The organism is Erythrobacter sp. JB1-7 (genome assembly GCF_057365015.1).
On the sequence record NZ_CP200291.1, the window covers coordinates 740,141 to 764,634 of the forward strand.

The window sequence follows — 24,494 nt, forward strand, 5'->3', positions numbered from 1 at the left end:
CACCATGGATCGCGGTACAATCGGCATCCTTCCCCGTCCCACGAAACTGGCGGATGAAAGCTATCTTGAGTTCGTAACCTCGTTCCGCAAATTCGCGATCCAGCGCGGCTTTCCCGTTATGGCCGCCAATGGTGAGGCGGAACTGGAGCGAGCGATCAAGGCGGGCGAAGTTGCCCGGCCAGACGATGGTTCAGACATTCCGCTGGATCAGGTAAAGCAAGTATTTGCCAAAGTGCCATTCACACCGACCTGGCAGCGCTTTGTCCGGTCCCAGCAGGAAATGATGTGGCGCGGCACGCGCAAAAGCCTGCTGCGCAAAGGGGACCAATTGCTCGAAGAAATGGAAGCGGCCGAAAAAGCCAATCCGGGCAATATCCATTATGATCCGGACTTTGAGCCGCCCAAATACACGCGCTGCGAAATTCATTGTCAGCCGGGAGGATACACCGACGATCCCATTGGCGGCCCGGTCTTCCACTATGGCACCAAGATTTTCTACGAAGGCTTTAACGATCAGGATGAGCTTCATATCGAGCTTGCCGAAAAAGCCACCAAACCTGCTGATGGCAAAATAGCCAATGTGCTCGATATCGGGTGCTCAATCGGACAAGCCACAACGGTGCTGAAAGACCTCTATCCCGATGCTGAGGTCTGGGGTCTTGATGTCGGTCTGCCGCTCATCAAATACGCCCATATGCGCGCGACCAATCGCGGCAAGGACGTGCATTTCAAACAGGCCTTGGCTGAGGATAGCGGATTTGCGGATGGCCAGTTTGATATGGTCTTGTCGTATATTCTATTCCACGAAGTGCCGGTCAAAAAGATGAAGGAAATCATCGCCGAGACTTTCCGAGTGCTTCGCCCTGGCGGGGTCTTTTCGATCTATGAATTCCCGAACAACAATGAAGCGATGAAAGTCAGCGATGGCCACCGCTTCATGATCGACAATGACAGCCGCGACAATTGCGAGCCGTATTCGCCGGCGTTCGTGGCATCTGATTTCAGAGGGATAATCGAAGCGGCTGGCTTTGTTGTGGAGCCTGGGCCTGCGCTTGCCAATCCATTCCTGCAATCGCTGATCGCGCGCAAGCCAGCCTAGTTGCGGGCTACACTCCCAATAAAGGAGTTGTTGCCGGATTATAGGCGAAGATGCCAAGCGCATCTTCGTCCTTGATCGGTGTATCCTTGAACATGTCAGGCTTGATCGCTTGCAAGCGTTCACCGCCCAGATTGCTTTCGCGCTGAAGCAGGCTGGCGCGTTCTATCCGGGTTGCGACATAGCAATCCAGCGCTGCGTCCACATCATTACAATGTGCAAAGGCGCGCCCCAAAATCACGCCATCTTCAATCGCGCAGCTGGCCCCCTGCCCCATATAAGGCAGCATCGGATGCGCAGCATCGCCCAACAGAACCGTGCGGCCCTTGCGCCAGTTTTCCAAGGGTTCACGAATGAAAAGGCCCCAACAGAAAAGCTCGTCTTCCGGAATTTTATCAATCAATTCATGAACATAATCAGGAAACCCGGAATATTTCTTTGTCAATTCCGCCTTGTCGGCTTTGACCGCCCAGCCTTCTTCAGCCCATCCATCTGCTTTAGATAGAGCCACGACATTGACCAATTCACCCCTGCGCACGGGATAACTCACAAGGTTGCGGCCTTCATTGAGGTGATTGATATTAACCGGCTCAATGGCCCGCGATGTGACTTTTTCAGCCGGGATCAAACCGCGATAAGCAATGTGCCCGCTAAATTGCGGATCGCCTGTTTCAAACAAGGCATCGCGCACAACAGATCGCAAACCATCAGCAGCAATCACGGCATCAGCATGGGCGGTGGAGCCATCGCTGAAAGTCAGCGTCGCTGCATCATCGCCGCTTTCGATGGCAGTAAGGTCTGCACCCATTTGGCAATCGCTTGCACCAAAAGCGTCAATCAGCGCCTTTAGCAAATCAGCGCGGTGCAATTGCAGATAGGGCGCGTGATACCGCTCGCGGGTTTTGCGCCGGTCTATCGCTTGCAGCAATTCGCCCGTACCCCCGTGGCACAATTGCTGTTCGAGCGGCTCGTTCGCCGTCTCTTCCAGCCATTGCCCCAGCCCCAAGGAACGCAATCCAAGCACTGCATTTGGAGACATGGAAATGCCTGCGCCAACTTCGCCAAAAGCGGGCGCACGTTCATATATACGGACCTGCTGTCCCGCTTTTTTAAGAGCGATCCCGGCAACAAGCCCGCCGATCCCGCCGCCAATTATTGCAATCATGCTCATAGCCCCAGCGCTCCCGGATTGAGGATGCCTTGGGGATCAAGCTGCTGTTTCAGCCCCTTGATAAAGGCCAAAGCCGCAGGCTCTTTCGTCTCGGCATAGGGATACATTCGGCCAAGTTGAAAATGCGTCGCCCCATGTTTGCGCATCAGCGCTATGATGTCGGCAATCATTGTGTTTGCAAGATCGCGGCCAGGCAGGTTTTCAGGATATTCAGGCAGATCAGGCATATATCCCGGCGTCATCCGCGCGTGATATTCATACCGGGTATCGGGCCAATAAAACACAGGCTCATACAGAAACCCGGCTCCTGCGATCCCTGCAAAAAACTCCGCTATCGTCATCCCGCAGTCCGCCATCTGGGGCGTATATCTTTGTTTCAGTTCGAGATATTCTGCGTGAAAGCTGTCCATTCCATCGGGCGAGAAAATGCCATGTACAGGCACCATGCGGCGCCCATCCGGGTGTGTGACTGGCAGACGCGGAAATGGGTCAGCGCGCATCATAAGCGGGATGGTGTTGACGATTTCACTGCCGCGTCTTGCATAGCTGCGCAGCGCTTTGACACGGCTTGCAATGTCTTTGGCATCGCGTCCTTCGATCACGAAATGTGCGGTGTAGCGGGCCTTGTCCATAAAGGCGCGCCCTCCCAAAGCGACCCGCGCCATCCGCCCAAGCGCCGCCAGGGGATTGCCAGCTGAAACGCCCACTTTCCAAAGCGATCGCACATCGTTCATCAGATCGGGTGGACCGGCATTCTGCCGCGCGAAATCGGCGTCCATTGCGGTAAACTCGCTGGCCAAACGGCGCCGGGATACTTCGCCAAATAACGCCGCCATGGCCGTAAAATCGTCAAACGCGAATGACAGCCCGGTCACGCATTCAGGACGCGGTTCAATCTCGATTGTCACTGCGGTTTTGATCCCCAAAGCGCCCGCATCGTTGCAAAAGATGCCCGTGAGATCCGGGCCGAAATGCCGGTTGAATGGCTCAGTTGCGTGTGATCCATCAGACCCGGTGCGAATGATATCGCCAGTTCCGGTCACGATCTCAAAGCTCTTGACCGTGTTCGCCGAAGCGCCCGCTTGCCCGGAACCGAAAGTAACCGACCCCTGACTGAGCGATCCGCCAAGCGTCGCAATCGCGCCGGACATCGGCCCCCAGAACCGCGCGCGCATCCCCGCCTTGGCCAATGCCGCATCGAGCGCGGCCCAAGAGCACCCCGCCCCTGCTGTCACGTAATCGCGCTGCGCCGAAACCTCGCCGATCCAGCCGAGCGAGCTGGTGTCGAGCACAATAGAATTGCTGCCCCTGGGCTGGAAAGCGTCGGTGTATGACATCCCTCCGCCGCGAGGATAAATGCCAATGTCCTGCGCCGCGCACAGCTTTACGAGCGCTGACACGTCTGCCGTTTGGCGCGGGCGAATAACGGCGAGGGGCAAGTCGCCTTGAAAGAACAAATCCTGAGATTGAAAGCGGCGCTCGGCATTGTCCAAAATGACACTATCAGCACCGAGAATTGCGGAGAGCTGCTCCAGAAACGGTGCGTTACCGGGTGAGGTTTGCATTTGAGCCTGCTTCATAACAGCACCCTATCAGCAAATCCTGGCCGGGAAACGAGGTGTGGTTCAAGCGCTATCCAATAGACGGTCACACCAGGAGCGGTCAGTGGCCCTGTATCAATGTTTGGCTAGGTGGTCCTAATGGCAACACTGTACCCAGCTCAAGGACAGGCGCAGGATGCGCGCGGCATTGGCAGCCGGCCGTGGTTCGTCGTCGCAGTTCTCTCCCTTGCCGGGATTGTCGCCTATATCGACCGGCAAATCATTACCTTGCTGGTAGAGCCTATCAAAGCGGATCTGGGTGTATCGGACGTGCAAATGGGCCTTTTGATGGGCATTTCATTTGCGCTTTTTTATGCAGTGCTCGCTATCCCGCTCGCCTGGGTGGCAGACCGGCATAACCGGAAATACGTGATTTTGATCGGCCTGGTCTGCTGGTCCATGGCGACATTTGCGAGCGGACTTGCAGGTGTGTTTGTCGCTCTTTTCATTGCGCGCATGTTCATTGGCGTCGGAGAGGCGACCTTATCGCCTGCCGGATTTTCGATCATCAGTGACTATTTCTCAAAAGAAAAACTTCCCGGGCCGATCAGCGTGTTTACAGGATGCGGTTTTGTGGGATCGGGCATTGCGCTGATCCTTGGGGGGTATCTCTACTCAACACTTGCGGAAATGGGGCCGACAGCCCTTCCCTTTGGCACGTTTGAACCCTGGCAGCTGACTTTCATGTGTGTGTCGCTGCTAAGCGTGCCGCTGTTTTTCCTGATGCTGCTGATCCGCGAACCGCAGCGCAAGGATAACGGGCAGGCCGTATCGCAAGAAAACGCCCCGCCACCGCTTGAAATTCTGAGTTTCGTTTTCAAGCATTGGAACGTGTTTTTGCCCCTGTTTGTGGGCTTTTCGTGCTTTGCCGCCGCGCAATATGGGCTGGGCGCTTGGGCTCCGAGTTACTTTATCAGAGTGCATGATTGGACCCAGCTTGATGTCGGGCAGATGTTTGGACCCGTTCTGATGGTGGCAGGGCCATTTGGCGTCATCGCGGGCGGATTTGCGGCTGAGGCGCTGCTTGCCCGAGGGGTCACAGATGCAACCTTGCGCCTGCCCCTGTTTGCCGCCCTGCTGGCTTTCCCCTTTGCAATCGCGTTCCCGCTGGTTTCTTCGCCTTTGGCCGCGCTTGCCCTGCTGGGTGTAGTGACCGTTTTGGGCACAATCCCGTTTGGAGCAGGGGTCGCGACATTCCCATTGGTCACGCCCAACCGGATGCGCGCGCAGATCATGGCGGTGTATTTGCTCATCGCCAATCTCCTTAGTTATTCCGCAGGCCCCTTGTTCATCGGATATCTGACAGACCGGGTTTTCGGCGACGAAAAGGCAATCAATCTGTCTCTCGCCATTGCCGTGCCGCTCACCATCGCGGTGGGCGCTATCCTAATCACTTTCGCCATTCGCCCTTACCGCGCGATGGTCCAATCCCAATCCAATGGAGAAACCTGACACCATGGCTTTGATCGACCTTATCCCTGAAACCACCTCTTTTATCGCAAAAGACAAACGCATCCTGATCGGCGGCGGCTGGACAGATGCCAGCAGCGATACACCGATTGGCGTCATCAATCCGTCTGATGGCACACAATTGAGCGCAATCGCCGATGCCAGCGAAGCAGACGTTGACCGGGCCGTCATGGCTGCACGCAAGGCATTTGACGAAGGGCCCTGGCCCACCATGAAGCCGGGTGAGCGGGCCGCGATGATCCACGCGCTTGCAGACATCATGGCCGCGCATCATGAAGAACTTGCTCAGCTTGAAACGCTCGACACGGGCAAGCCGATCAATTCTGCGCGCGGCGAGGTTTTTGCAGCGATTGGCGCCATCCGGTATTATGCTGGCTGGGCCGACAAGATCACCGGCACGACCCACAATATCAATATGCCCGGCGATCATCACGTCTACACTCTTAAAGAGCCTGTTGGCGTCGCTGCACTGGTGGTTCCGTGGAATTATCCCATTGTCATGGCAGCGATGAAACTGGGCCCATGCCTGGCCGCAGGCTGCACTGCCGTTCTGAAACCTGCCGAAGACACCTCGCTTACCGCTTTGCGTTTGGGCGAGCTTTTCCTTGAAGCCGGTCTGCCAGAAGGCGTGCTGAACATCGTCACGGGATACGGCGCAACCGCTGGCAATGCGTTGATCCATCACAAGGGGATCGACAAGATCGCTTTCACCGGGTCAACCGTGACGGGCAAAGTCATCGCCCATGCAGCGGCAGAGGGGCTGAAAAAAGTCAGTTTGGAACTGGGCGGCAAATCGCCCAATATCATTATGCCGGATGCCGATCTGGAAAAAGCCATTCCCGCATCTGCGATGAGTATCTTCTGGAACACCGGCCAAACCTGCACCGCAGCATCGCGCCTGTATGTCCACGAGGACATCAAGGATGAAGTCATTGCCGGCGTTGCCGAGGTTGGAAAATCCCTAAAACTGGGCGCGGGCCTTGATGAGGAGACCATGATCGGCCCAATCGTGTCGGAGAAACAATTCGACAAGGTTCAGGATTACATTGAACTCGGCGCGTCAGAAGGGGCAGAGATTGCCAGCGGCGGGAAACGTCACGGCAACAGCGGTTTCTTCATCGAACCCACTGTCATTGCCAACACCACAAACGATATGCGGGTTGTGCGCGAGGAAATCTTTGGCCCCGTCCTTGTTACCCAAACATTCAAAACCGAAGACGAGGCTATTGCGCTCGCCAATGACAGCGACTTTGGTCTTGCCGGATCTGTATGGACGGGCGATGTCGCCACCGCGCACCGCATGGCGCGCCGCATTCGCGCAGGCATTATCGGTATCAATAACGCATCCGGTGCGGATTGGGATGTGCCATTGGGCGGATACAAGCAATCAGGCGTAGGCCGCGAAAATGGCCGCGATGGGCTTGAACTCTACCTCCAGACCAAATCGGTCTTCACCACATTGTGAGCAGTGATGTGACTGACGAAACAATCCCTACCGAGGTGCAACGCATCGATGTTGGTGATGCGGAAATTCACGTTGAGACAACAGGCAGCGGGCCGGATTTGCTATTGGTAGCGGGCCTTGGCGGGCGCGGAGCATTTTGGGCCAATCAGGTCCAGCACTTTGCCAAGCATTTTCGGGTGATCACATTCGATCATCGCGGCTGCGGCAACTCAACGCCTGACAAGGTTGTTTACGGCGCTGAGCACATGGCCACCGATGTGCTCACCATGATGGATGCGATGGGCATAGAAAGCGCGTATCTGGTCGGCCATTCCACTGGCGGTGCGATTGGGCAGCATATCGCGCTTGGCGCGCCTGAACGTCTTAAAAAACTGGTTTTGTCATGCAGCTGGGCCGGGCCTGATACCTATCTGACCGAGCTGTTTCGAACTCGCCGTGAAATCCTCATCAGTTGCGGTCCGCTGGCTTACCTCACGACAGGCACATACCTCGCGATGCCGCCCAGCGTTCTGCAACCGCAAATGGCCGATCCGGCCAAAGGCGCTCGCAAATTTATGGAAGAACGGGTGGCGGCATTTCCAGGGCTCGAAGTTGAACTTAGCCGCATCAATGCGGTTTACACGCACGATTTGAGAAGCCGCCTTCATGAGATCGCCACTCCCACCTTTTGTATCGGAGCAATGGACGATTCCATAACACCGCCCGGTTTCACTCAGGAAATGGGCGAATTGATTGAAGGCGCAGAGACACATCTGCTTGAACGCGGCGGCCATTTTTGCCCCATCGCGGCGAGCGTTGATTATAATCCGCGCGTCCTTGAATTTCTAACCGCTTGATAAGAAGGGCATAATGCCATGGCATCAGACCCGGTTCATCCGCCAGTAGGCCACATCACAAAAGGTCGATCTGTGATCGTGGGGCCCGATGAAGGGCGCAGCCTGTGGCAACCCATGCCCTCGCGCGGCTATGTCAATGTGAACCTGACCGCTGACAATATGCCCTATGACACCTGGTCTAGCGGCATTCAGGTGATGCCGCCCGGCGGGATGGTGCGCGAACATGGACATAAGCAAAATCATGAGCTTGTCTTCGTCTATGAAGGCACGGGCGTGGTCGATATTGACGGCGAAGAAACCGAATTTGGGCCCGGCACGACAATCCTGTTTGCACGCAACTGCACGCACTGGATAAAGAACACAGGCGACACCGACATGAAAATGTTCTGGGTGTTCTTCCCGCCAGGCCTTGAGGACTGGTTCTACGCCATCGGCAAAGACCGAACGCCGGGCGATCCCATGCCAGAACCGTTCGACAGACCTGACGATGTGGCGGACGTGATGACAAAAATGAAATTCCTCCCGCCGCGCAGCGCAGGTTAGAATGATGCGAATTGTCCCCCAATCCGCCGTTGAGAAGCTTTTGCCAGTAAGCGCATGCGTCGATGTGATGCGCGATGCGATGATCGCGGTGAGCAAAGGCGATGTTACTCTGCCTATCCGGCAGTTTATGCCAGTACCCGGCGCAGCGGGTAAAATGGCGATCATGCCCGGATCATTGGGCACCGCTGGCGAAGCGGCGGACGCATCTTTCGGGATCAAGCTGGTGTGCAAATACGAACGGCCTCAGGATGATCCCTTGGGCACGCATGTCGGCATGGTGCTGCTGTTTGACAGCGAAAAAGGCGTGCCTTTGGCAATGATTGAAGGATCATCGCTCACCGCGATCCGCACATCCGCCGCGAGCGCTTTGGCAACGCAGCTGATGGCGCGCGAGGATGCAACGCGCCTCGCGATCCTCGGCAATGGCGAACAGGCGGCTCGCCATGTTGATGCGATGATGGCCGTGCGCCCCATTGCGCAGATTGATGTGTGGGGCAGAGACCCGGAACGCGCCCGCAAATTTGCAGAAGCAGTTGCGGCCCGGGTTGGTCTTCCAGTGCAATCGCATGCGTCTCCAACACAGGCAGTGGCCAAGGCCGACATCATCTGCACTACCACTTCGGCCAAACAGCCAATTCTGCATGGGGCCGACCTGCAACCGGGACAGCATATTAACCTTGTTGGCGCGGCAATTCCTACAAGCGCAGAAGTGGATAGCCTAGCTGTATCTCGCGCGCGATTTGTGGTCGACTATCGCCCCGCAGCCATGGCAGCCGCAGGTGAGTTGCTAAATGCAATCGAAAATGGAACTGTAACGCAATCCCACATCGCCGGAGAAATCGGAGAAGTGGCTGCCGGTAAAATTCCGGGCCGAACCAGCGCGGAGCAAATAACAATGTACAAATCGCTCGGTGTAGCCGCGCAAGATTTAGCCGCAGCATACGCAGTATGGCAATCCGCCGAAGCAGCAGGAGCGGGCTCCAGCGTGGACTTGCTGAGGTGATTATCTGCGCGCGCGGGATAAGGCGGACAACCGTTCTTTGTTTGCTGCCCTTGGCCTGCGCATGTACTAACCCAACGAACAGCACGCGGATGCAGGCAATCGCTGACCGGTGCAGTGACCACCTGTCTCAAGAATATCGGACTTCCGATCTGAGAATTGCTGCGGACAACCGCGAAATCCCGATCAGTGTGTTTTTTCCTGCTGCGCCCGGAGAATACCCCGTCATCGCATTTTCGCATGGAGCACTTGCAGCGCCTGATCGCTATGCTGCAATGCTCGGCCCGCTTGCTGCGAGCGGATTTGTCGTGATTGCACCGATGCATATCGACAGCGAAGATATGAATCTGGCTCAGCCCCCTTCACCCGCTTCCCAATGGGCCACGCGCAATACAGATATGCGCCTCGCATTGGACGTGCCCGCAAGCGTGAGCGAAACGATGAATGATCAGGGCATTACAACGTCAGGGGATAAAGCGATCGCTATGGGGCATAGCTTTGGCGCGCTTATGGCCCAATTTGCGGGCGGCGCGCAGCCGATTGGCGGTGGCTCAAAGCGTGACAGTTTGCGCGCTTCGAACGTTACCGGTGTGATTGCATGGTCACCGCCGGGGTTGATCCCAGGCAGGTTGGATGAGCAAACTTGGGCAAGCATGGCCGTCCCCTCACTCACAATCACGGGCACTAACGATGTTCTGCCGGGGTTTATCGACAATTGGGAGATGCACAAAGCTAGTTTTGACTACGCCCCCAAAGGCACTGCGCAATTGTGGGTCGGCTCTGGTATCGATCATTACTTCGGAGGTATTTTCGGGCGATTAAAAGATGAAGCCACTGCCGACAATGCCGCCCTTTTCAACCGAGCGCTTGCTCGCTCGCTTCGGTTTGCGCAAAGAAATTCAGGCGTAGAGAAGCCTTGCACGCTCGGTCCCGCATTGTCCGGGGAATCACATAAGGATAATTCAGAATGACGCCGCGTTTTGGTCGCTACTCAACGATCCTAGCTATCGCTTCAATTATGCTTTCAGGGTGCGCAGCGCCCAGCGCCACGGCTCAGCTTACCACGCTATCATCCATCGACCCTCTGTATTTGGATCTCGACAATCCGACGACAATTGCTGACCTTCCGCAAAGCACTAGCGTTTTGGATGTTGAGCGATACCGCCCTACATACAAGCTAACTTCGTGCCAGTCAGAACCCATCATGCGAGCAGAGCCAAGTTTACCAATGGCTGAAGCTATTCTGGCAGCACAGGATTATTCCGATAAGCACGATGGTCTTGGATTTATCGTTTTGCGCCGTGGAATGCTATTGCATGGCAGCTTCGCTGAAGGTGTGAGAAGCAACACTCCAAGCGCATCTGCCTCGATGATGAAATCGGTGATTGCGCTCTTGTATGGCATTGCAATTGATGATGGTGTGATTGCCTCTGTCGATGACCGTGTTGGCGACTACATCGAGGAATGGAATGACGATAAGCGCGGCGATATTACCCTTAGGCAACTGATGACGATGTCGGCCGGGCTCGGTCAATCCGACTTCACGAAAATCCTTTTTGCTCCCGATAATGCAACAGAGGCCTTGCAATTGGAGCGAGTGGCCGCCCCTGACCGTGAATTCGCTTACAACAATGCAATCACTAAAGTGCTTACGATAGTATTGGATCGCGAATTGGCCAAAGCGGGCAAAGGCGGAGTGCTATCGTTTCTTCAAAGCGAATTGTGGTGCCCGCTTGGAAACGGCGAGGCTCAAGTCTGGGTTGACCAGACAGGAAAAGCGCGCGGGTATGCAGGGCTGCATGCCAGCCTTCCTGACTATGCGCGAATTGGCGAGTTAATTCGCAATGGCGGTGAGGTTGGAGGCACTCAGATCGTACCCACTGAATGGATCGCAGAAATGTCTGAGCCATCCAAAGCCAACCCGCAATATGGCTTTCATGTTTGGCTAGGTCGCAAGCACACCCCAAAACGCGCATACAGCGCTGGAAATCCGATCAAGATCCCTCATTCGGAGCCATTTGAGGATGAAGATATCATCTACTTTGACGGCTTTGGCGGTCAGCGTGTGTATATCATACCGTCGGCGGAATTGGTTGTAGCACGTTTTGGCGAAGTCAATCTTCAATATGACGACTCGGTCATACCCAACTTACTGACCCGCGCCGCAGAGTGATCAACGCCGGTTGAAAAAGGCCTTTTTCGTTTCCTCCGAAGGATTGCCGACCTTCATATCCTTTTCAAGGACCGCCATTCCCCGCTGAACGCCTGGACGAGCTTCCACCTTATCGATCCATGCAGCGACATGCGGAAAATTCGCGATATCAACTCCGTGCAATTGCTGCTGGCGAGTGTCCATCCAAGGATAAGTCGCCATGTCCACAATGCCGAACTCCATGCCGGGTGTCATCCAATCATGCATAGCCAAGTGGCGATCTACTAGACCATAAAGTCGCTGCACTTCCCCGGAATAGCGCGCGATCGCATAGGGCACCTTCTCATCCGCATAGCCGCGGAAATGCCCGCATTGGCCAAACATCGGTCCAATATTGGCGCATTGAAAAAATAGCCATTGGCGAATGACCGATTGTTCCAGCGGACTATCGGACCAAAACCTTCCTGTCTTTTCGGCCAGATACAGTAAAATGGCCCCACTTTCGAACACGGTATGAGATTTTCCATCAAGGCCATCATGATCGACAATGGCGGGTACGCGATTGTTCGGGCTTATCGCGATAAACTCGTCCGTATGCTGCTCGCCTTGGAGTATGTTGATTGGCTTGACTGTGTAATCGAGGCCGAACTCTTCCAGCGCAATAGAAATCTTGTGCCCATTGGGCGTGGGCCAGAAATAGAAGTCAATCATTTGCTATTAGCCTTTTGGGTTTCCAGCACTTCGGCAACAGCCATTTGCAACCGCCCTGCCGAGACATCGCCGGTAAAATCAACATTGTAATGCGAAGTAACCGAAGGTCGCTGAACAGCTTCATCATACCATTCCGCCAAAGCGGGTCTGCCTTCGCGCCAATCAAAGTTGGGATAAAGTGGATCCTTGGCCTCATAGAATTCTGCCCGAAAACCGAGATAGCTGATCGCGTGTAGCGTGGCTGCGTGGCCAATATCGAAATGCCCCCAGCCCTTTGCAGCTTCGCTCTCCATCCAATCGAGTACACGGATAAACTTTGGCCACATTCGCTCAAACACAAACATGTTCCATTGACCGGGCTCCTGCCATTGCTCTGCGACCATCTGGACAGTTCCTTCAAAAACCGTATCGGCCATGGCGAGCCGCGTAATGGCATCCCACCGAGCGGGCCCAGGTTTTGGGTACATCTTTGCCGCTTTGGAATTGGCATCGAGATATTCACACACCGCTTGACTGCCAAAGATGACCTGCCCGGAATTAGTAGCAAGCGTTGGCACCTTGCTCAGCGGGTTGATTGCCGCAATCGAATAGGCCTCACCCTGATCCTCTCCATCCAGGTTCTTGAACGGGAACGTCGCCACAAAATCAATGTCATCCCACAATCCGCATTCGTGCGCTGTAACAAGGACCTTATGGATGAAGGTGTGAAAGGGTGAATAAAAAAGTTTCAATGAGCGCCCACCTTTTTGTGATCGGGTGATTGGGCTTTCGCAGACAATTCCCCTGCGTCCTCTTTCTGTTTCATCTTCTTGAATGTGTCGTATTCGTTGACCCCGCCCATTTCGCGTTTCGGCCAGCGAGTTGCGAAACCGCGCGGATAGCGGCTGTCATCGTCCCTGCGACCGTCTTCGGACCACAGTAAGGGGAACAGGTCACCTTCGGGCTTTTCGCCGTCAAGCATTTCGTCAAAACTGACGCCCGCAATGTTAAGGCAATCAGGGCGCGGAGCCCAACGTATATCATCGCCGAACACGCGTTCTGAGATAGCAACACGCCAATCATTTGTCGGATTGCCAGCCGAGTAATGCAGCACCCAAGGATGCACAATCAGCATGTCTCCAGGATCCATTTGCCACTTTAGAAATCTCAGCCCTTCTTCGCCTCGCCGGCTTTCGATCTCGGGATGCGGCACTCGGTCATCAGGTTTGATCATTTTGCGCGCATTGGGACTAAACAGCCAATAGGGCACGTCGTCGTTTTGAGTGCCAGCAAGCACCTCAAGGCAGTTTTCCTCAACAATTGGGGTCAACGGGATCCAAAGCGATGGGACCATCTTGCCTTCAACAGGAAAAGCCATCCGGTCACAATGCCACAAAGTCGCCGCATCCGATTGCGGCGGCTTGGCAAAGAATTCATCGAAGAAGAACCGGATTTCTTTTGATTGGAGAACCTTGCCCGCCGCCTCAGCTACTGGACCTTCAAACATCAGCTTGCGATAATCTGGCAGACAGCGCGCCATATATCGGCCAGGAATTGTGGGGAGCAGACCCACGTCCTTTTTCTCGACGATGACCTCGCGCGCCTCGCGCAGTAGAACATCAACCCATTCCTGGTTGAGCACCTTGCGGATGCACACCGCACCGTCGCGATTGTATGTGTCAATATCGTCTTGCGTGATCTCGCGAAGTGGCGATGTATTGAGCGGCATCAATATTCTCCTGTGTTCCTTGAAATCTAGAACCTGCAGCACCTCCTAGAAGAGCGCGCGCCAATTCTAACCACCGGACGGATAACCCAGATGCGGCTTACCGCACAGCGGAGACGCTGCCCAAATTTGGCCGCTCAGATGTTCAGCAAACCTAATGAGGATTTCGAGATCTATTCTTGGAGCACTCAATGAAAGAGTATCAGACCAAAGTTGTTGTCGCGGGCGCAGGCCCGGTTGGGACCGTCGCAGCTTACCTTCTTGCACAGCGAGGCATTGAGGTTGTGCTTGTTGAAGCGCAGGAGGATTGTGCCCTGGATTTGAGAGCGTCGACTTTCCACCCGCCCACTCTGGAAATGCTTGATGATTTCGGGATTACAGAAAAGCTGATCGAAATGGGCCTGAAAGCGCCTATCTATCATTTCAGAGAGCGCCAGTCGGGCGAAGTCATCGATTTTGACCTCAGCGAGTTGTCCGACCTTACACGCTTTCCCTATCGCGTTCAGTGCGAACAATATCACCTTTCGCGCATGCTTTCGGAAGCCGTTAGAAATGCCAATGGCGCAGAAGTGCTGTTCAATCACCGCGTTGTTGGTTTTGAGCAAGACCCGAAAAGTGTTGATGTTTTCGTCGAAAGCCCGACGGAAATCGTAAAGATCAATGCAGAATATCTCATCGGGGCTGATGGCTCTAATTCTATGGTGCGAAAATGGCTTGGAACGGGCTTTGACGGGTTCACCTATCCCGAGCGCTTCTTGTGCTACACCTCAAAAGTGCCGCTCGAAGAGCACTTGGGCAACCTTTCTTATGTGAATTACGTTTCTGATCCGCAGGAGTGGATGGTGCTGCTGCGAGTGCCCTCACTCTGGCGGATCCTTGTGCCGGCCAAAGACGAGATGTCAGATGCAGAACTGCGCGGCGATGCGAAGAAGAACGAAGTATTTGATAGGCTGATCGGTGATGGTGAAAGCGTCGAAACTTTTCACCGTACTATCTACCGGGTGCATCAGCGCGTCGCCAAAGAGTTTGTTGACGGCCGCGTCGCGATCATCGGCGATGCCGCACATTTGAACAATCCAATCGGCGGGTTTGGAATGAACAGCGGCATTCATGATGCTTTCAATCTGTGCGAACGTTTGGATGGTATCTTCAACTATGGGCTTGATCCAGCTGAAGCTTTGGGCCTGTTTGACCGTCAACGCCGTACCACGACACATGACTTTATCCAGGCTCAGACCATTAAGAACATGGAATATCTGTCCGACGGTCAAGGCAATCTACATGACAAGCGCAAGGCCGATCTGCTCGCCACCAAGGACAATCCAGAACGGCGGCGTGAATTTTTGAGGCGGCAAGCTATGATCCAATGTCTGGAGGATGAAAGGGCCATAGCGTGATGCCCGGCAAACCTCGCCCTAACCCAGATGCGCTCGGTCACCGGCGGTTGTTCGGAGTGCTTGGTCCATCAACCAATACAATCGTCCAGCCAGATTTTGATGACTTACGGGTACCAGGTGTCACCAATCATTACAGCCGTATTGTCGTTGATGATGCACAAGCGATTTCGGATGAGACGTTTATGGCGGGCACGCTTGAAATCAGCCGAAATACACTGGACGCGGTAAGAGGCGTCCTGACATGCAATCCCGATTATCTCGTCATGGGAATGAGCGCGGTCACTTTTTACGGCGGCGCGAAAGGCGCAGAAGAATGGCGAAGCAATATCGAGGATGCAGCAGGCCTGAAATTGTGCACCGGATCGCAATCCTTGATTGAGGCTTTCGCGGCGTATGGCGGCCACATCAAAAAAATCGCTGTAGTATCGCCTTACTACCCCAGCGCGAACGCGCAGGTTGCCCATTTCATGTCGGATCATGGTATCGAAGTGGTGCGCGATACTTGCCTGAAATGCCCGAGCTGGACTTCCATTGCACAAGTACCGACCCAGACATTGCGGGAGGAATTGCATAGCCTTGATGGCGATGACGTGGACGCACTTGTCCAAGTCGGCACGAATTTATCGATGACAAGGCTGGCAGCGGCGGCAGAGCTTTACCTTGGCAAGCCGGTAATTGCTATCAACACGGCGACTTATTGGAACGCGCTGCGCCAAAATGGCATTACCGACAAAGTTCACGGTTTTGGCCGTCTGCTTGAAGAATTCTAAGGACCATCACACAATGTTCGAATACGATTACGTTCCTATTTCAAAGCGTGCGCCACTCAAATGGCCAGGCGGCGCAAAGGTCGCGCTGATGTTCACCTTCAATTTGGAAACATGGGACATCGTCAAGGATACCGACAAACCCTATTACGCAGGCGGTCCCGCTTTGCTGCCTAACGCTCTCGCTGGACGTATACCGGATTACCCCAACTATTCCTGGCGTGAATATGGCCAGCGCGTTGGTGTTTGGCGAATGTTTGAGATGTTCGACGAAATGGGCGCTAAGGCCGGTTGTACGACCAATGCAGTCACGTTTGAGCGACGCAAAGCCATGACCGATGCTTGCCTTGAACGTGGCTGGGAACTGGTCGCGCATAATTATGAGCAGGGCGAATTGCTCACCGATTTTCATGATGATATCGCTGCCGAGCGCGACATTATCCAGCGATCGATTGCGATCTATGAAGAACATGTGGGGCGCAAACCCAAGGTGTGGTTGTCAAGTTCGCTACGCGGAACATTGAACACACCAACGATTTTGGTGGAAGAAGGGTTCAAAGCATATTGCGACATAATGAATGACGATCAGCCCTATATGATCCGCACAGATGCCGGGCCGATCGTGGCGACACCTTATTCAAATGTCATCAATGACTTCACCATCCTCACCCGAAACAATCGCACGACTGATGAATATCGCGATCTGTTGATCGAAGAACTATCAGTGCTGCATAAAGAAGGCGAGAAAACCGGTCGGATCATGAATGTTGGGCTGCATCCGCACGTATCGGGGCGCGCCTACACCATTCGGGCTTTGCGCGAATTTATCGAATACGCCCAAGGGCTCGATGGCATTTGGTGGGCGACGCGTGAGGAAATCGCAGATTGGTACGTCGAAAACCATGAAGCGCATTTTGCGGGTCAATTGAAGACTTGAGCACAGCAATAGACAAAGCGTATGCCTCGATTGCTGAAGGACAACTTCATTTGCGGCAACGCAAAGGTTCAGATCGCGCGGCCGCTTTGGCCATGCTCCATGCTTCTCCGTCGTCTTCACGGTCGCTTGAGCCCTTGATGGAAGCGATGGACGCAGACATATCGCTCTTCGCATTTGACACCCCTTGCAACGGGCAATCCTGCGCTCCTGCAATGAACACGCCTTCAATTGCAGATTTCGCCAATATGATCGTGCGTGGGTCGATCGCCTTAGAGTTGGATACGCTCGTTCTGTACGGAACACATACTGGCGCTCATATCGCGATTGAATGGACAATCGCCCGGCCTGATCAAGTCAAAGCACTGGTGCTTGACGGCGTTGCATTATTGGATGACGCAACCCGCGACGAATTTCGTACTCACTATGCCCCGCCACAGACCGTTCAATCCAACGGCGCGCAGTTTCATTGGGCTTGGAACTTCATTCGTGATCAAATGATCTTCTTTCCTCACTACAAGAAGGATGCCGATCATATGCGCATGGGCGGTTCGCTTGATCCGGCATTGCTCCATGACCTTACACTGGATGTGCTGAACAATCTCCAAACATATCACATGCCTTATGAGGCGGTTTTCAGCCATGAGGTGCGCCGCGCGCTCACGCAGATTGATGTGCCCACTCTTGTATTGAGCGATTGTGACAATGCACTTGATCCTTCCACTGCGCAGATCGCGGCGTTGGTGCCAAACGTCCGGACTGCGTCAAACTGCACAACGCCGACCGCAAAAGCGCGAGCTATTGAAAGCTTTATGAAAGAGCTGGGAATTGGATAGGCCTGTTTATCTGGTCGCAGGCGCAAGCTCGGGAATGGGCAAAGCAACTGCACTTTACCTTGCAAAGCACGGCTCACACGTGATCGTCGCATCACGACAAGGGGACGAATGCGCGAAAATTGCAGCAATGATAGGCGACAAAGGCGGTAGCGCAAGCGCCCGATCATTTGATGGCACCGATGCACAATCATGCGCTGATCTGGTTGACTGGATTGCAGCAGAATTCGGCACTCTCAACGGCGCATTCAATAATCTTGGCGATACTCTTGGTGATGGGCCGCTGCATGAGATGCCGCTTGATCGGTGGCGCGCCAGCATTGCTGTCAATCTGGATGCCGTGTTTTATCTGATGCGGCACCAAATCCCGCTTCTCATCAAAAGCGGCGGCGGAGCGATTGTGAACAACAGCTCCACAGGGGGCTTGCGCGGGACGCGCCATATGGCGGATTATTCCGCAGCGAAGTGGGGTTTGATAGGTCTTACCAAGTCAGCTTCGATTGAATACGCATCGCAAGGCCTACGTATCAATGCGATCGCGCCCGGCATTACAGAAACTGAAAAATTTGCTCAAATTGAAAAATCAGTTCCGCAGATTTTTGAGAAACTGCGTGCAGAAACACCGATTGGCAGGTTTGGCGCAATGGACGAGATAGCCGAAACGGTGCGCTGGCTGCTGGCCGATGCGCCTAGTTACCTAAATGGTTCAGTAATCCCCATTGACGGGGCCAGAACAGCCTAACTCAATAGACTGAGCACACCGTTTTCAACTCCAGATAATTCTCAAGCGCAGCCTGCCCGCTATCCCTGCCCCAGCCTGACTGTTTCATCCCGCCAATCGGCAGTGAAGGGTCATACATTGCGTGGCTATTGATCCACACGGTGCCTGCCTTGATACGATTGGCAAGCCGCATCGCATTGGAATGACTTTCGCTCCATATGCCTGCAGCCAGACCGTAATCGCTATCATTCGCCGCTGCGACGACCTCGTCGAGATCATCAAAAGGCGTCGCAACGAGGACAGGCCCAAATACTTCCTCGCGAACAATTTCCATGTCGGGATTAACATCGGTCAACACGGTTGGTGTCACAAAGCTTGAATTGGGGCCAGCGACATCCCCCCACAAAGCACGCTGGCCCCGGCCTTGCGGCCACCTGCAATAAAGTCGCCAACCTTCGCCGAATGCTCTTTCGACGCGAGCGGTCCCATTTGGGTGGACGGATCAAGGCCATGGCCAAGCTGGATACCAGCCGCGATGCTCGCGATTCCTTCCGTCACTTTGTCGAACAAAGTGCGGTGACAATAGAGCCGGGAACCCGCAATGCACACCTGCCCGCCATTAAAGAATATCGCATTGGCTGCCCCTGCAATCGCAGCATCAACATCGGCATCGTCCATGATGATCACTGGCGATTTGCCGCCAAGCTCAAGCGTCACTTTCTTGAGATTACCCTTGGCCGCATCCAAAATACGGCGCCCGGTTGCTGTTGACCCTGTAAAGGCAACCTTATCGACACCGTGATGTGCTGCGAGCGCCTGACCTGCTTCTGCGCCAAACCCGCATACAAGATTGATCACCCCATCTGGCAGACCGGCTTCGGCCATAAGTTCAACCAATCGGACGGCCGTGAGAGAGGTGTTTTCAGCTGGCTTCAACACAACAGTGCAGCCCGCCGCCAATGCTGGTGCGAGCTTCATTGCGGTCAATACCAGGGGCGAATTCCACGGAACAATCGCGCCTACCACGCCAATTGGCTCTTTTTGCGTGTAGGCAAAAACCTCTTTGCCTTCTGGCTGATAATTGATCGATGTCGGGATGGTTGCCCCTTCGATTTTTGTTGCAAGGCCAGCGAAGTAGCGAAATTGGTTCGCAGCGCCCGGTATCTCGGCCCAGCGCCCCACATACAGCGCCTTGCCCTGGTCAAGTGTTTCAAGCTCTGCCAGCTCATCAATGTTAGCCTCGATCAGATCGGCAATTTTCCAGAGCGTCTTGCTGCGTTGCAGCGGAGTCAAACCAGACCAGCGTCCATCATCAAATGCCCGCCGAGCGGCTGTGACAGCAGCATCTACATCATTGGCACCAGATCGCGGCAATTGGCCAAGGACCTCTCCTGTCGCAGGATCCAAAGTATCAAAGGTTGTGCCGGCCTGCGCAGCAGTCCATGAACCATCGATAAAGTTCGCTTGGGACGGCCGCGCCAGAAATGCTGCTGCAGCTTTGCCCGGATCTGGCTTGTTGATCGCAATGTCTGTCATGGTCGTGCCTTATCTTATCAAGTATGCTCACCGTATTGCCACGTTCATTACGCGTGACTGATGCTCAACAGCAACTCACCGAAGGGTGGACAAGAGCGTGGCTCGCTTAGCGTAACTAACGAGGCATCGCATAACCCTCCTTGGTAAATGCAAGCGGCCCAAGATCCGCGAAAAGAGAGTTTGCCAGATGACCTATGAGAAAACCTATCAGGCCAGCATCAACGATCCAGCAGCGTTTTGGCTGGATGCCGCAAAGGCGCTCGACTGGAGCACGCCCCCAACCAATGCGTTAGAACATAATGATGCCGCATGGTTCGCAGATGGGACGCTCAATCTGTGCCATAATGCGGTCGATCGGCACGTAGATGCAGGACGCGGCGATGACACAGCGCTTATTTTTGAGAGCCCTGTAACGGGCAATTCGCACACCTACACATTCGCCCAATTGCAAACCGAAGTCGCTAAAACCGCCGGCATGATCGCGCAGCTCGGCGCATCAATGGGCGACCGGGTCATCATCTACATGCCGATGATCCCGCAGGCGATCTTTGCCATGCTTGCCTGCGCGCGAATAGGCGCTGTGCATTCGGTGGTTTTTGGAGGGTTTTCTGCTGCAGAACTGGCAAAGCGCATAGATGATTGCCACCCTGTCCTCGTCCTCACAGCCTCTTGTGGCATAGAGAGTGCTCGGGTGATCCCCTATAAGCCCATTGTTGATGAAGCGCTGGCCTTGGCGCAGTGTGAGCGGCCCAAAGTCGCCTTATGGCAGCGTCAGCAATGCGAAGTCGAATTGTCGCATGATCGCGATGTTTATTGGCAAGCAGCTTTGGAAAGAGCGGGGCCGGCCGAATGCGTGCCAGTTCCATCGGATCATCCTCTTTACATCCTCTATACGTCAGGCACGACTGGGCAGCCCAAGGGCGTGGTCCGCGAGACGGGAGGATACGGCGTAGCGCTGGCCTGGTCGATGCCCAACATCTACGGCGCAAAGCCGGGTGAAACCTATTGGGCCGCATCTGATATCGGATGGGTCGTAGGGCACAGCTACATCGTTTACGGGCCATTGTTGAACGGCAATGCCACCGTCCTGTTTGAAGGAAAGCCGGTGGGCACACCCGATGCGGGCGTGTTTTGGGAAATAGTGACGAAGCACCGCGTGCGCACCTTGTTCACCGCTCCTACCGCAATTCGCGCTATTCGCGCAGCCGATCCTGACGGCGAATTGCTCGCCAAAGCAGCACCAGAATGCCTTCGCGCACTGTTTCTCGCCGGTGAGCGCGCTGATCCTGACACGGTAGAATGGATCGGTGCCCAGCTTAATCGGCCGGTCATAGATCACTGGTGGCAAACCGAATTAGGCTGGCCAGCATTGGCGACTTGCATTGGGCTTGGCAGTCAACCTGCCGCGATTGGTGCGGCAGGGTATCCCGTACCCGGATTTGCTTTTGACGTGCTGGATGAATCTGGGCGGCCGGTCCCATCTGAAACCACCGGCAATCTCATCATTCGCAAACCGTTGCCCCCCGGCAGCTTTCGAGAGTTGTGGCAGAATAAAGCTGGTTTCGAGGGATATTTCACCGCGTTTGAAGGTGAATACGCCACTGGCGACGCAGGCTTGAGGGGCGAGGACGGTTCGTATCGTGTAATGGGCCGCACCGATGATATCATCAATGTTGCAGGCCACCGGCTGTCTACTGGCCAAATCGAAGAGGTCGTCGCGGGATGCCACTGCGTTGTCGAGTGCGCAGTCATCGGCGGCAATGATGAACTGAAAGGCGAAGTACCCGTAGTTTTCTTTGTTGCATCGCCAGGCGGAACGAAAGACCCCGTAAACCAGATCACGCAGGCCGTGCGTAACCGGATCAGCCCGATTGCAGCACCGCGCGATTGCATTGCTCTTGATGCTCTACCCAAAACGCGATCCGGTAAAATCCTGCGCAACCTGTTGCGTGCGATCACCAATGGATCGGCATTTACGGTGCCCCAAACAATCGAAAATCCCAGCGTGGTGAACCACGTTCAAGAGAGATTTGCCGCTCGCCAAAAATAGCATGTGCTGTTTGAAGCCTGCTCAAAGAAAAGGCGGCGGAGCCAAACACTCCGCCGCCTTTCTTGTCCGCGGCTCAAGGCCCTAGAAGTCGACCGAAGCGCTTACCCCCATGGTCCGTCGTTCACCAAAGAACTGGCCATATGTATTGCCGAACGGCAGCAGCACGACAAAGGCATTGGAGGTGTAAGCCTCATCCAGCAGGTTACGCGCCCAGATGCGAACTGTATAGCGATCATCGAATGTGATCCCGGCGCTTGCGTTTACAAGGAAGCGGCTTGGAATGATCGACAGGTTCGCGCTGTCAGCAAAGAACTCGCTTTGCCAGCTGGCATCACCGCGAAGGAAATAGCTGTTGGATTGTCCAAATTCCCCTTCCCACTGCGCGCCAAGTGACGCCTGTGTCGGAGCCTGGCGTTCAACTTCATTGCCGCCAATATTGCCATTAGTGTTGCAAACGACATCGTCACAAGGCGCCGAAACGCCGGGAGTACCGCGGCTGAACCTGCTATCAACCGTGTCGTCGGAATAGGTGGCTTCGGTATGGCTAAATGTCGCATCAATGCTGAAATTTTCGCTCGCTTGCCAGCGCGTGAAAAGTTCGACCCCGTAGACTTCGGCATTGCCTAGATTCAGAGTTATTGACGGCACATTCGGATCGTCAGGATTATCAGGATCTTCGTCAGCCGCATTGACCTGAATGTCGCTCCAATCTGTGTAGAAGATCGACGCGTTGAAAATGAGATCACCGTTCATCAAGGTGCTTTTCACGCCAAGCTCGTAAGTCCAGTTTTCTTCTGGATCGAAGACAGAGTCCTCCACTTGGCGTGCCGTTACATTGAACCCGCCAGCCTTAGCTCCGCGTGCAACTGAGCCGAACACAAGCACATCAGGGTTCAATTCATAGTCAACGGTAAAGCGCGGGGTGAATTCCTTGAAAGTGTCATTCAACGTTACTGATCGGCGATTGTCGATCGCGGTAATTTCAGTTTCGGAATAACGCCCTTCAGCACCAAGCGTCAGGCGTCCATCGGCTGAAGTCCAGAAAAGCTCCGCAAACACGGAGGAGACATCAGTTTCAGTGTCTTCGTTGGCAAGCACAATATTAAACGGCCCGAACACATCGAAATTGGGTGCAGGCGTGCCGTTGAAGGGTGCAAAATTATTAGGATCGGTGATGGGCGCGATGTTGATCGAGGTGAAAGTGTTTTGATCACGTCCACTTGAGATGAAGCCACCAACTGCAAATCGGATTTGATCGTTATCAAATGTCAACCGTGCTTCGTGCGTGTCATAATCGATGCTGCCAACCGGCGTTTGTTGAAAGTTACACAAAGGCACAACGATGTTCACCAAGGTGCCGCAATTAATCGGGTCTGGTTCGCCGCTTGTTCCGATATTCACGTCACCGTTCACATTGCCAAATATGTAGTTGAACGTGAGAGTGTCTGTGAGTTCTGCGTTGATCTCGGCGCGGAAAATCCCAGTTTCCGCCTGGTTTGCAAAGCTGCGTGGATCGGTCAGGACCACATCAGCAGGATCGGGAAATTCGCCCACCAAAAGCGGAGAAAAGGCGCCAAACCGCAGCGCGCCGCCATTGGTGATCGGTGTCAAGGCGAGGCTGGCTTCCGGATCAAGGATCCCGCCCGTGTTATCGCCAAAATAGCGCGACGCGCGTGCTTCGTTTTGGGTGTCGAAATAGTTGTATGATGCTGAAATCGTAACGCCAGTGAAAGGCTCTGCGATTGCAGATACGGACAGGGCCTCATTTTCCCAACCGCCAACATTTCCCTGTGTGCTCGGACCTGGAATATCGAGATCGGCAAAAGGATGCGCATTCTCCCATGAGCCATCAAAGCTGGAGTAGTCATAGCTGGCCGCAAGCGCGAAATTGTCGGTCACAGAGAAATTGAGAAATGCGCCAAAATCATACCGCTCATCGGTCCCGACGGTCCCATCGATTGTGCCCGATATGTCGCCTGTCATTTCAGCTTTGCGCGGAATGTAGTTGATCGCACCAGAAAAAGCGTTGCGTCCATAGCGCGCGCTTTGCGGACCTTTGACGATCTCAACTCGCTGCAAATTGGTCGTGCCGATATCTACGGCCCAAGAACGCGGAATGTAAACGCCGTCAAAGAAAGTCGAAACATTGGATTCCAGCGCCGTCACCCTGGACGTTGCCTGACCGCGAATGGTCGGTTGAGCAAAACCGCCAGAGAAGTCTTCAAAGCTAAACCCTGGCGTGAAACGCGCAACGTCATCCAATTCCTGTAATCCGCGGCGCTCGATATCCTCTTCGGTAAATGCGGTGATCGCAATAGGAACATCTTGCAGGTTTTCTTCGCGAAACCGTGCAGTCACGATGATCACGTTACCGTTATCTTCATCAGCAGCCGGTTCTTCCCCGTCCTGAGCCAGAGCTGCGGTGCCAGCGCCACTCATGAGAGCCGCAACAACGCCCGTGGATGCGAGCAACCGGGTTGCCTTACGAAACTTTCTTGAAACCGAC

The 24,494-nt window shown here is 54.5% G+C and carries 22 protein-coding genes; 14 read left to right on the forward strand and 8 right to left on the reverse strand.

All coding sequences use genetic code 11. From position 1 onward, the window contains the following. Positions 1–4 precede the first annotated feature (4 nt). Complete coding sequence (locus tag AC0V6W_RS03720; RefSeq protein WP_486147275.1) at positions 5–1,099, forward strand: class I SAM-dependent methyltransferase; 1,095 nt, start codon at positions 5–7, stop codon at positions 1,097–1,099. A 7-nt stretch (positions 1,100–1,106) separates the two neighbouring features. On the opposite strand, the gene AC0V6W_RS03725 is transcribed toward AC0V6W_RS03720, so the two are convergent. Both AC0V6W_RS03725 and AC0V6W_RS03730 read right to left on the reverse strand, forming a co-directional pair. Next, positions 1,107–2,267 carry an FAD-dependent monooxygenase gene (locus tag AC0V6W_RS03725; protein WP_486147277.1) on the reverse strand — a complete coding sequence of 387 codons (1,161 nt, stop codon included), beginning with the start codon at positions 2,265–2,267 and terminating at the stop codon, positions 1,107–1,109. Continuing rightward, positions 2,264–3,847, reverse strand: coding sequence for an FAD-binding oxidoreductase (locus tag AC0V6W_RS03730; protein WP_486147279.1), 1,584 nt, complete (start codon positions 3,845–3,847; stop codon positions 2,264–2,266). Before AC0V6W_RS03730 ends, AC0V6W_RS03725 begins: the two co-directional genes overlap by 4 nt. Positions 3,848–3,967: 120 nt before the next feature. Between AC0V6W_RS03730 and AC0V6W_RS03735 the strand changes: the two genes are divergently transcribed. The 7 genes from AC0V6W_RS03735 (at position 3,968) to AC0V6W_RS03765 (ending at position 11,355) form a co-directional block, all read left to right on the forward strand. Further along, positions 3,968–5,320, forward strand: a complete 1,353-nt coding sequence (locus AC0V6W_RS03735; protein ID WP_486147281.1) for a spinster family MFS transporter — start codon at positions 3,968–3,970, stop codon at positions 5,318–5,320. Continuing rightward, positions 5,307–6,803, forward strand: a complete 1,497-nt coding sequence (locus AC0V6W_RS03740; RefSeq protein WP_486147283.1) for an aldehyde dehydrogenase family protein — start codon at positions 5,307–5,309, stop codon at positions 6,801–6,803. Before AC0V6W_RS03735 ends, AC0V6W_RS03740 begins: the two co-directional genes overlap by 14 nt. An 8-nt stretch (positions 6,804–6,811) precedes the next feature. Then, the gene (locus AC0V6W_RS03745) at positions 6,812–7,639 is read left to right on the forward strand and encodes an alpha/beta fold hydrolase (protein ID WP_486147285.1); all 828 of its coding nucleotides are present in this window, start codon (positions 6,812–6,814) and stop codon (positions 7,637–7,639) included. 18 nt (positions 7,640–7,657) lie between these two features. Then, positions 7,658–8,182: a cupin domain-containing protein gene (locus tag AC0V6W_RS03750; RefSeq protein ID WP_486147287.1), complete on the forward strand. Its 525-nt coding sequence runs from the start codon at positions 7,658–7,660 to the stop codon at positions 8,180–8,182. A gap of 1 nt (position 8,183) precedes the next feature. Then, a complete protein-coding gene (locus AC0V6W_RS03755; RefSeq protein ID WP_486147289.1) occupies positions 8,184–9,185 on the forward strand; it encodes an ornithine cyclodeaminase family protein in 1,002 nt (333 codons plus the stop codon). A gap of 89 nt (positions 9,186–9,274) precedes the next feature. Beyond that, positions 9,275–10,153 (forward strand): alpha/beta hydrolase family protein, encoded by an 879-nt coding sequence (locus AC0V6W_RS03760; RefSeq protein WP_486147291.1) that lies wholly within the window; start codon positions 9,275–9,277, stop codon positions 10,151–10,153. 257 nt (positions 10,154–10,410) lie between these two features. Further along, positions 10,411–11,355, forward strand: a complete 945-nt coding sequence (locus AC0V6W_RS03765) for a serine hydrolase domain-containing protein (RefSeq protein ID WP_486147293.1) — start codon at positions 10,411–10,413, stop codon at positions 11,353–11,355. On the opposite strand, the gene AC0V6W_RS03770 is transcribed toward AC0V6W_RS03765, so the two are convergent. Genes AC0V6W_RS03770 through AC0V6W_RS03780 form a run of 3 tightly spaced genes read right to left on the reverse strand, consistent with a single transcriptional unit; the run spans position 11,356 to position 13,753 of the window. Next, positions 11,356–12,045, reverse strand: coding sequence for a glutathione S-transferase family protein (locus tag AC0V6W_RS03770; RefSeq protein ID WP_486147295.1), 690 nt, complete (start codon positions 12,043–12,045; stop codon positions 11,356–11,358). Then, positions 12,042–12,776 carry a glutathione S-transferase family protein gene (locus tag AC0V6W_RS03775; RefSeq protein ID WP_486147297.1) on the reverse strand — a complete coding sequence of 245 codons (735 nt, stop codon included), beginning with the start codon at positions 12,774–12,776 and terminating at the stop codon, positions 12,042–12,044. Before AC0V6W_RS03775 ends, AC0V6W_RS03770 begins: the two co-directional genes overlap by 4 nt. Further along, the gene (locus AC0V6W_RS03780) at positions 12,773–13,753 is read right to left on the reverse strand and encodes a phytanoyl-CoA dioxygenase family protein (protein WP_486147299.1); all 981 of its coding nucleotides are present in this window, start codon (positions 13,751–13,753) and stop codon (positions 12,773–12,775) included. The genes AC0V6W_RS03775 and AC0V6W_RS03780 overlap by 4 nt, the downstream gene beginning before the upstream one ends. Before the next feature lie 188 nt (positions 13,754–13,941). On the opposite strand from AC0V6W_RS03780, the gene AC0V6W_RS03785 reads away from it, so the two are divergent. The 5 genes from AC0V6W_RS03785 (at position 13,942) to AC0V6W_RS03805 (ending at position 18,423) form a co-directional block, all read left to right on the forward strand. Next, the gene (locus AC0V6W_RS03785; protein ID WP_486147301.1) at positions 13,942–15,147 is read left to right on the forward strand and encodes an FAD-dependent oxidoreductase; all 1,206 of its coding nucleotides are present in this window, start codon (positions 13,942–13,944) and stop codon (positions 15,145–15,147) included. Next, complete coding sequence (locus AC0V6W_RS03790; protein WP_486147303.1) at positions 15,147–15,917, forward strand: maleate cis-trans isomerase family protein; 771 nt, start codon at positions 15,147–15,149, stop codon at positions 15,915–15,917. The genes AC0V6W_RS03785 and AC0V6W_RS03790 overlap by 1 nt, the downstream gene beginning before the upstream one ends. Before the next feature lie 13 nt (positions 15,918–15,930). Next, entirely contained in the window at positions 15,931–16,851 is a 921-nt protein-coding gene (locus tag AC0V6W_RS03795; RefSeq protein WP_486147305.1) for a polysaccharide deacetylase family protein, read from the forward strand. A gap of 212 nt (positions 16,852–17,063) precedes the next feature. Then, positions 17,064–17,684 (forward strand): alpha/beta fold hydrolase, encoded by a 621-nt coding sequence (locus AC0V6W_RS03800; RefSeq protein ID WP_486147307.1) that lies wholly within the window; start codon positions 17,064–17,066, stop codon positions 17,682–17,684. Continuing rightward, a complete protein-coding gene (locus tag AC0V6W_RS03805) occupies positions 17,677–18,423 on the forward strand; it encodes an SDR family NAD(P)-dependent oxidoreductase (RefSeq protein WP_486147309.1) in 747 nt (248 codons plus the stop codon). The genes AC0V6W_RS03800 and AC0V6W_RS03805 overlap by 8 nt, the downstream gene beginning before the upstream one ends. 1 nt (position 18,424) lies before the next feature. Here AC0V6W_RS03805 and AC0V6W_RS03810 read toward each other — a convergent pair whose 3' ends face one another. Then, positions 18,425–18,772, reverse strand: a complete 348-nt coding sequence (locus AC0V6W_RS03810) for an aldehyde dehydrogenase family protein (protein ID WP_486147311.1) — start codon at positions 18,770–18,772, stop codon at positions 18,425–18,427. Then, the gene (locus AC0V6W_RS03815) at positions 18,769–19,938 is read right to left on the reverse strand and encodes an aldehyde dehydrogenase family protein (RefSeq protein WP_486147313.1); all 1,170 of its coding nucleotides are present in this window, start codon (positions 19,936–19,938) and stop codon (positions 18,769–18,771) included. Before AC0V6W_RS03815 ends, AC0V6W_RS03810 begins: the two co-directional genes overlap by 4 nt. Positions 19,939–20,125: 187 nt before the next feature. On the opposite strand from AC0V6W_RS03815, the gene AC0V6W_RS03820 reads away from it, so the two are divergent. After that, entirely contained in the window at positions 20,126–21,988 is a 1,863-nt protein-coding gene (locus AC0V6W_RS03820) for an AMP-binding protein (protein WP_486147315.1), read from the forward strand. A gap of 81 nt (positions 21,989–22,069) precedes the next feature. On the opposite strand, the gene AC0V6W_RS03825 is transcribed toward AC0V6W_RS03820, so the two are convergent. Beyond that, positions 22,070–24,427 (reverse strand): TonB-dependent receptor, encoded by a 2,358-nt coding sequence (locus tag AC0V6W_RS03825; protein ID WP_486147317.1) that lies wholly within the window; start codon positions 24,425–24,427, stop codon positions 22,070–22,072. Positions 24,428–24,494 lie beyond the last annotated feature (67 nt).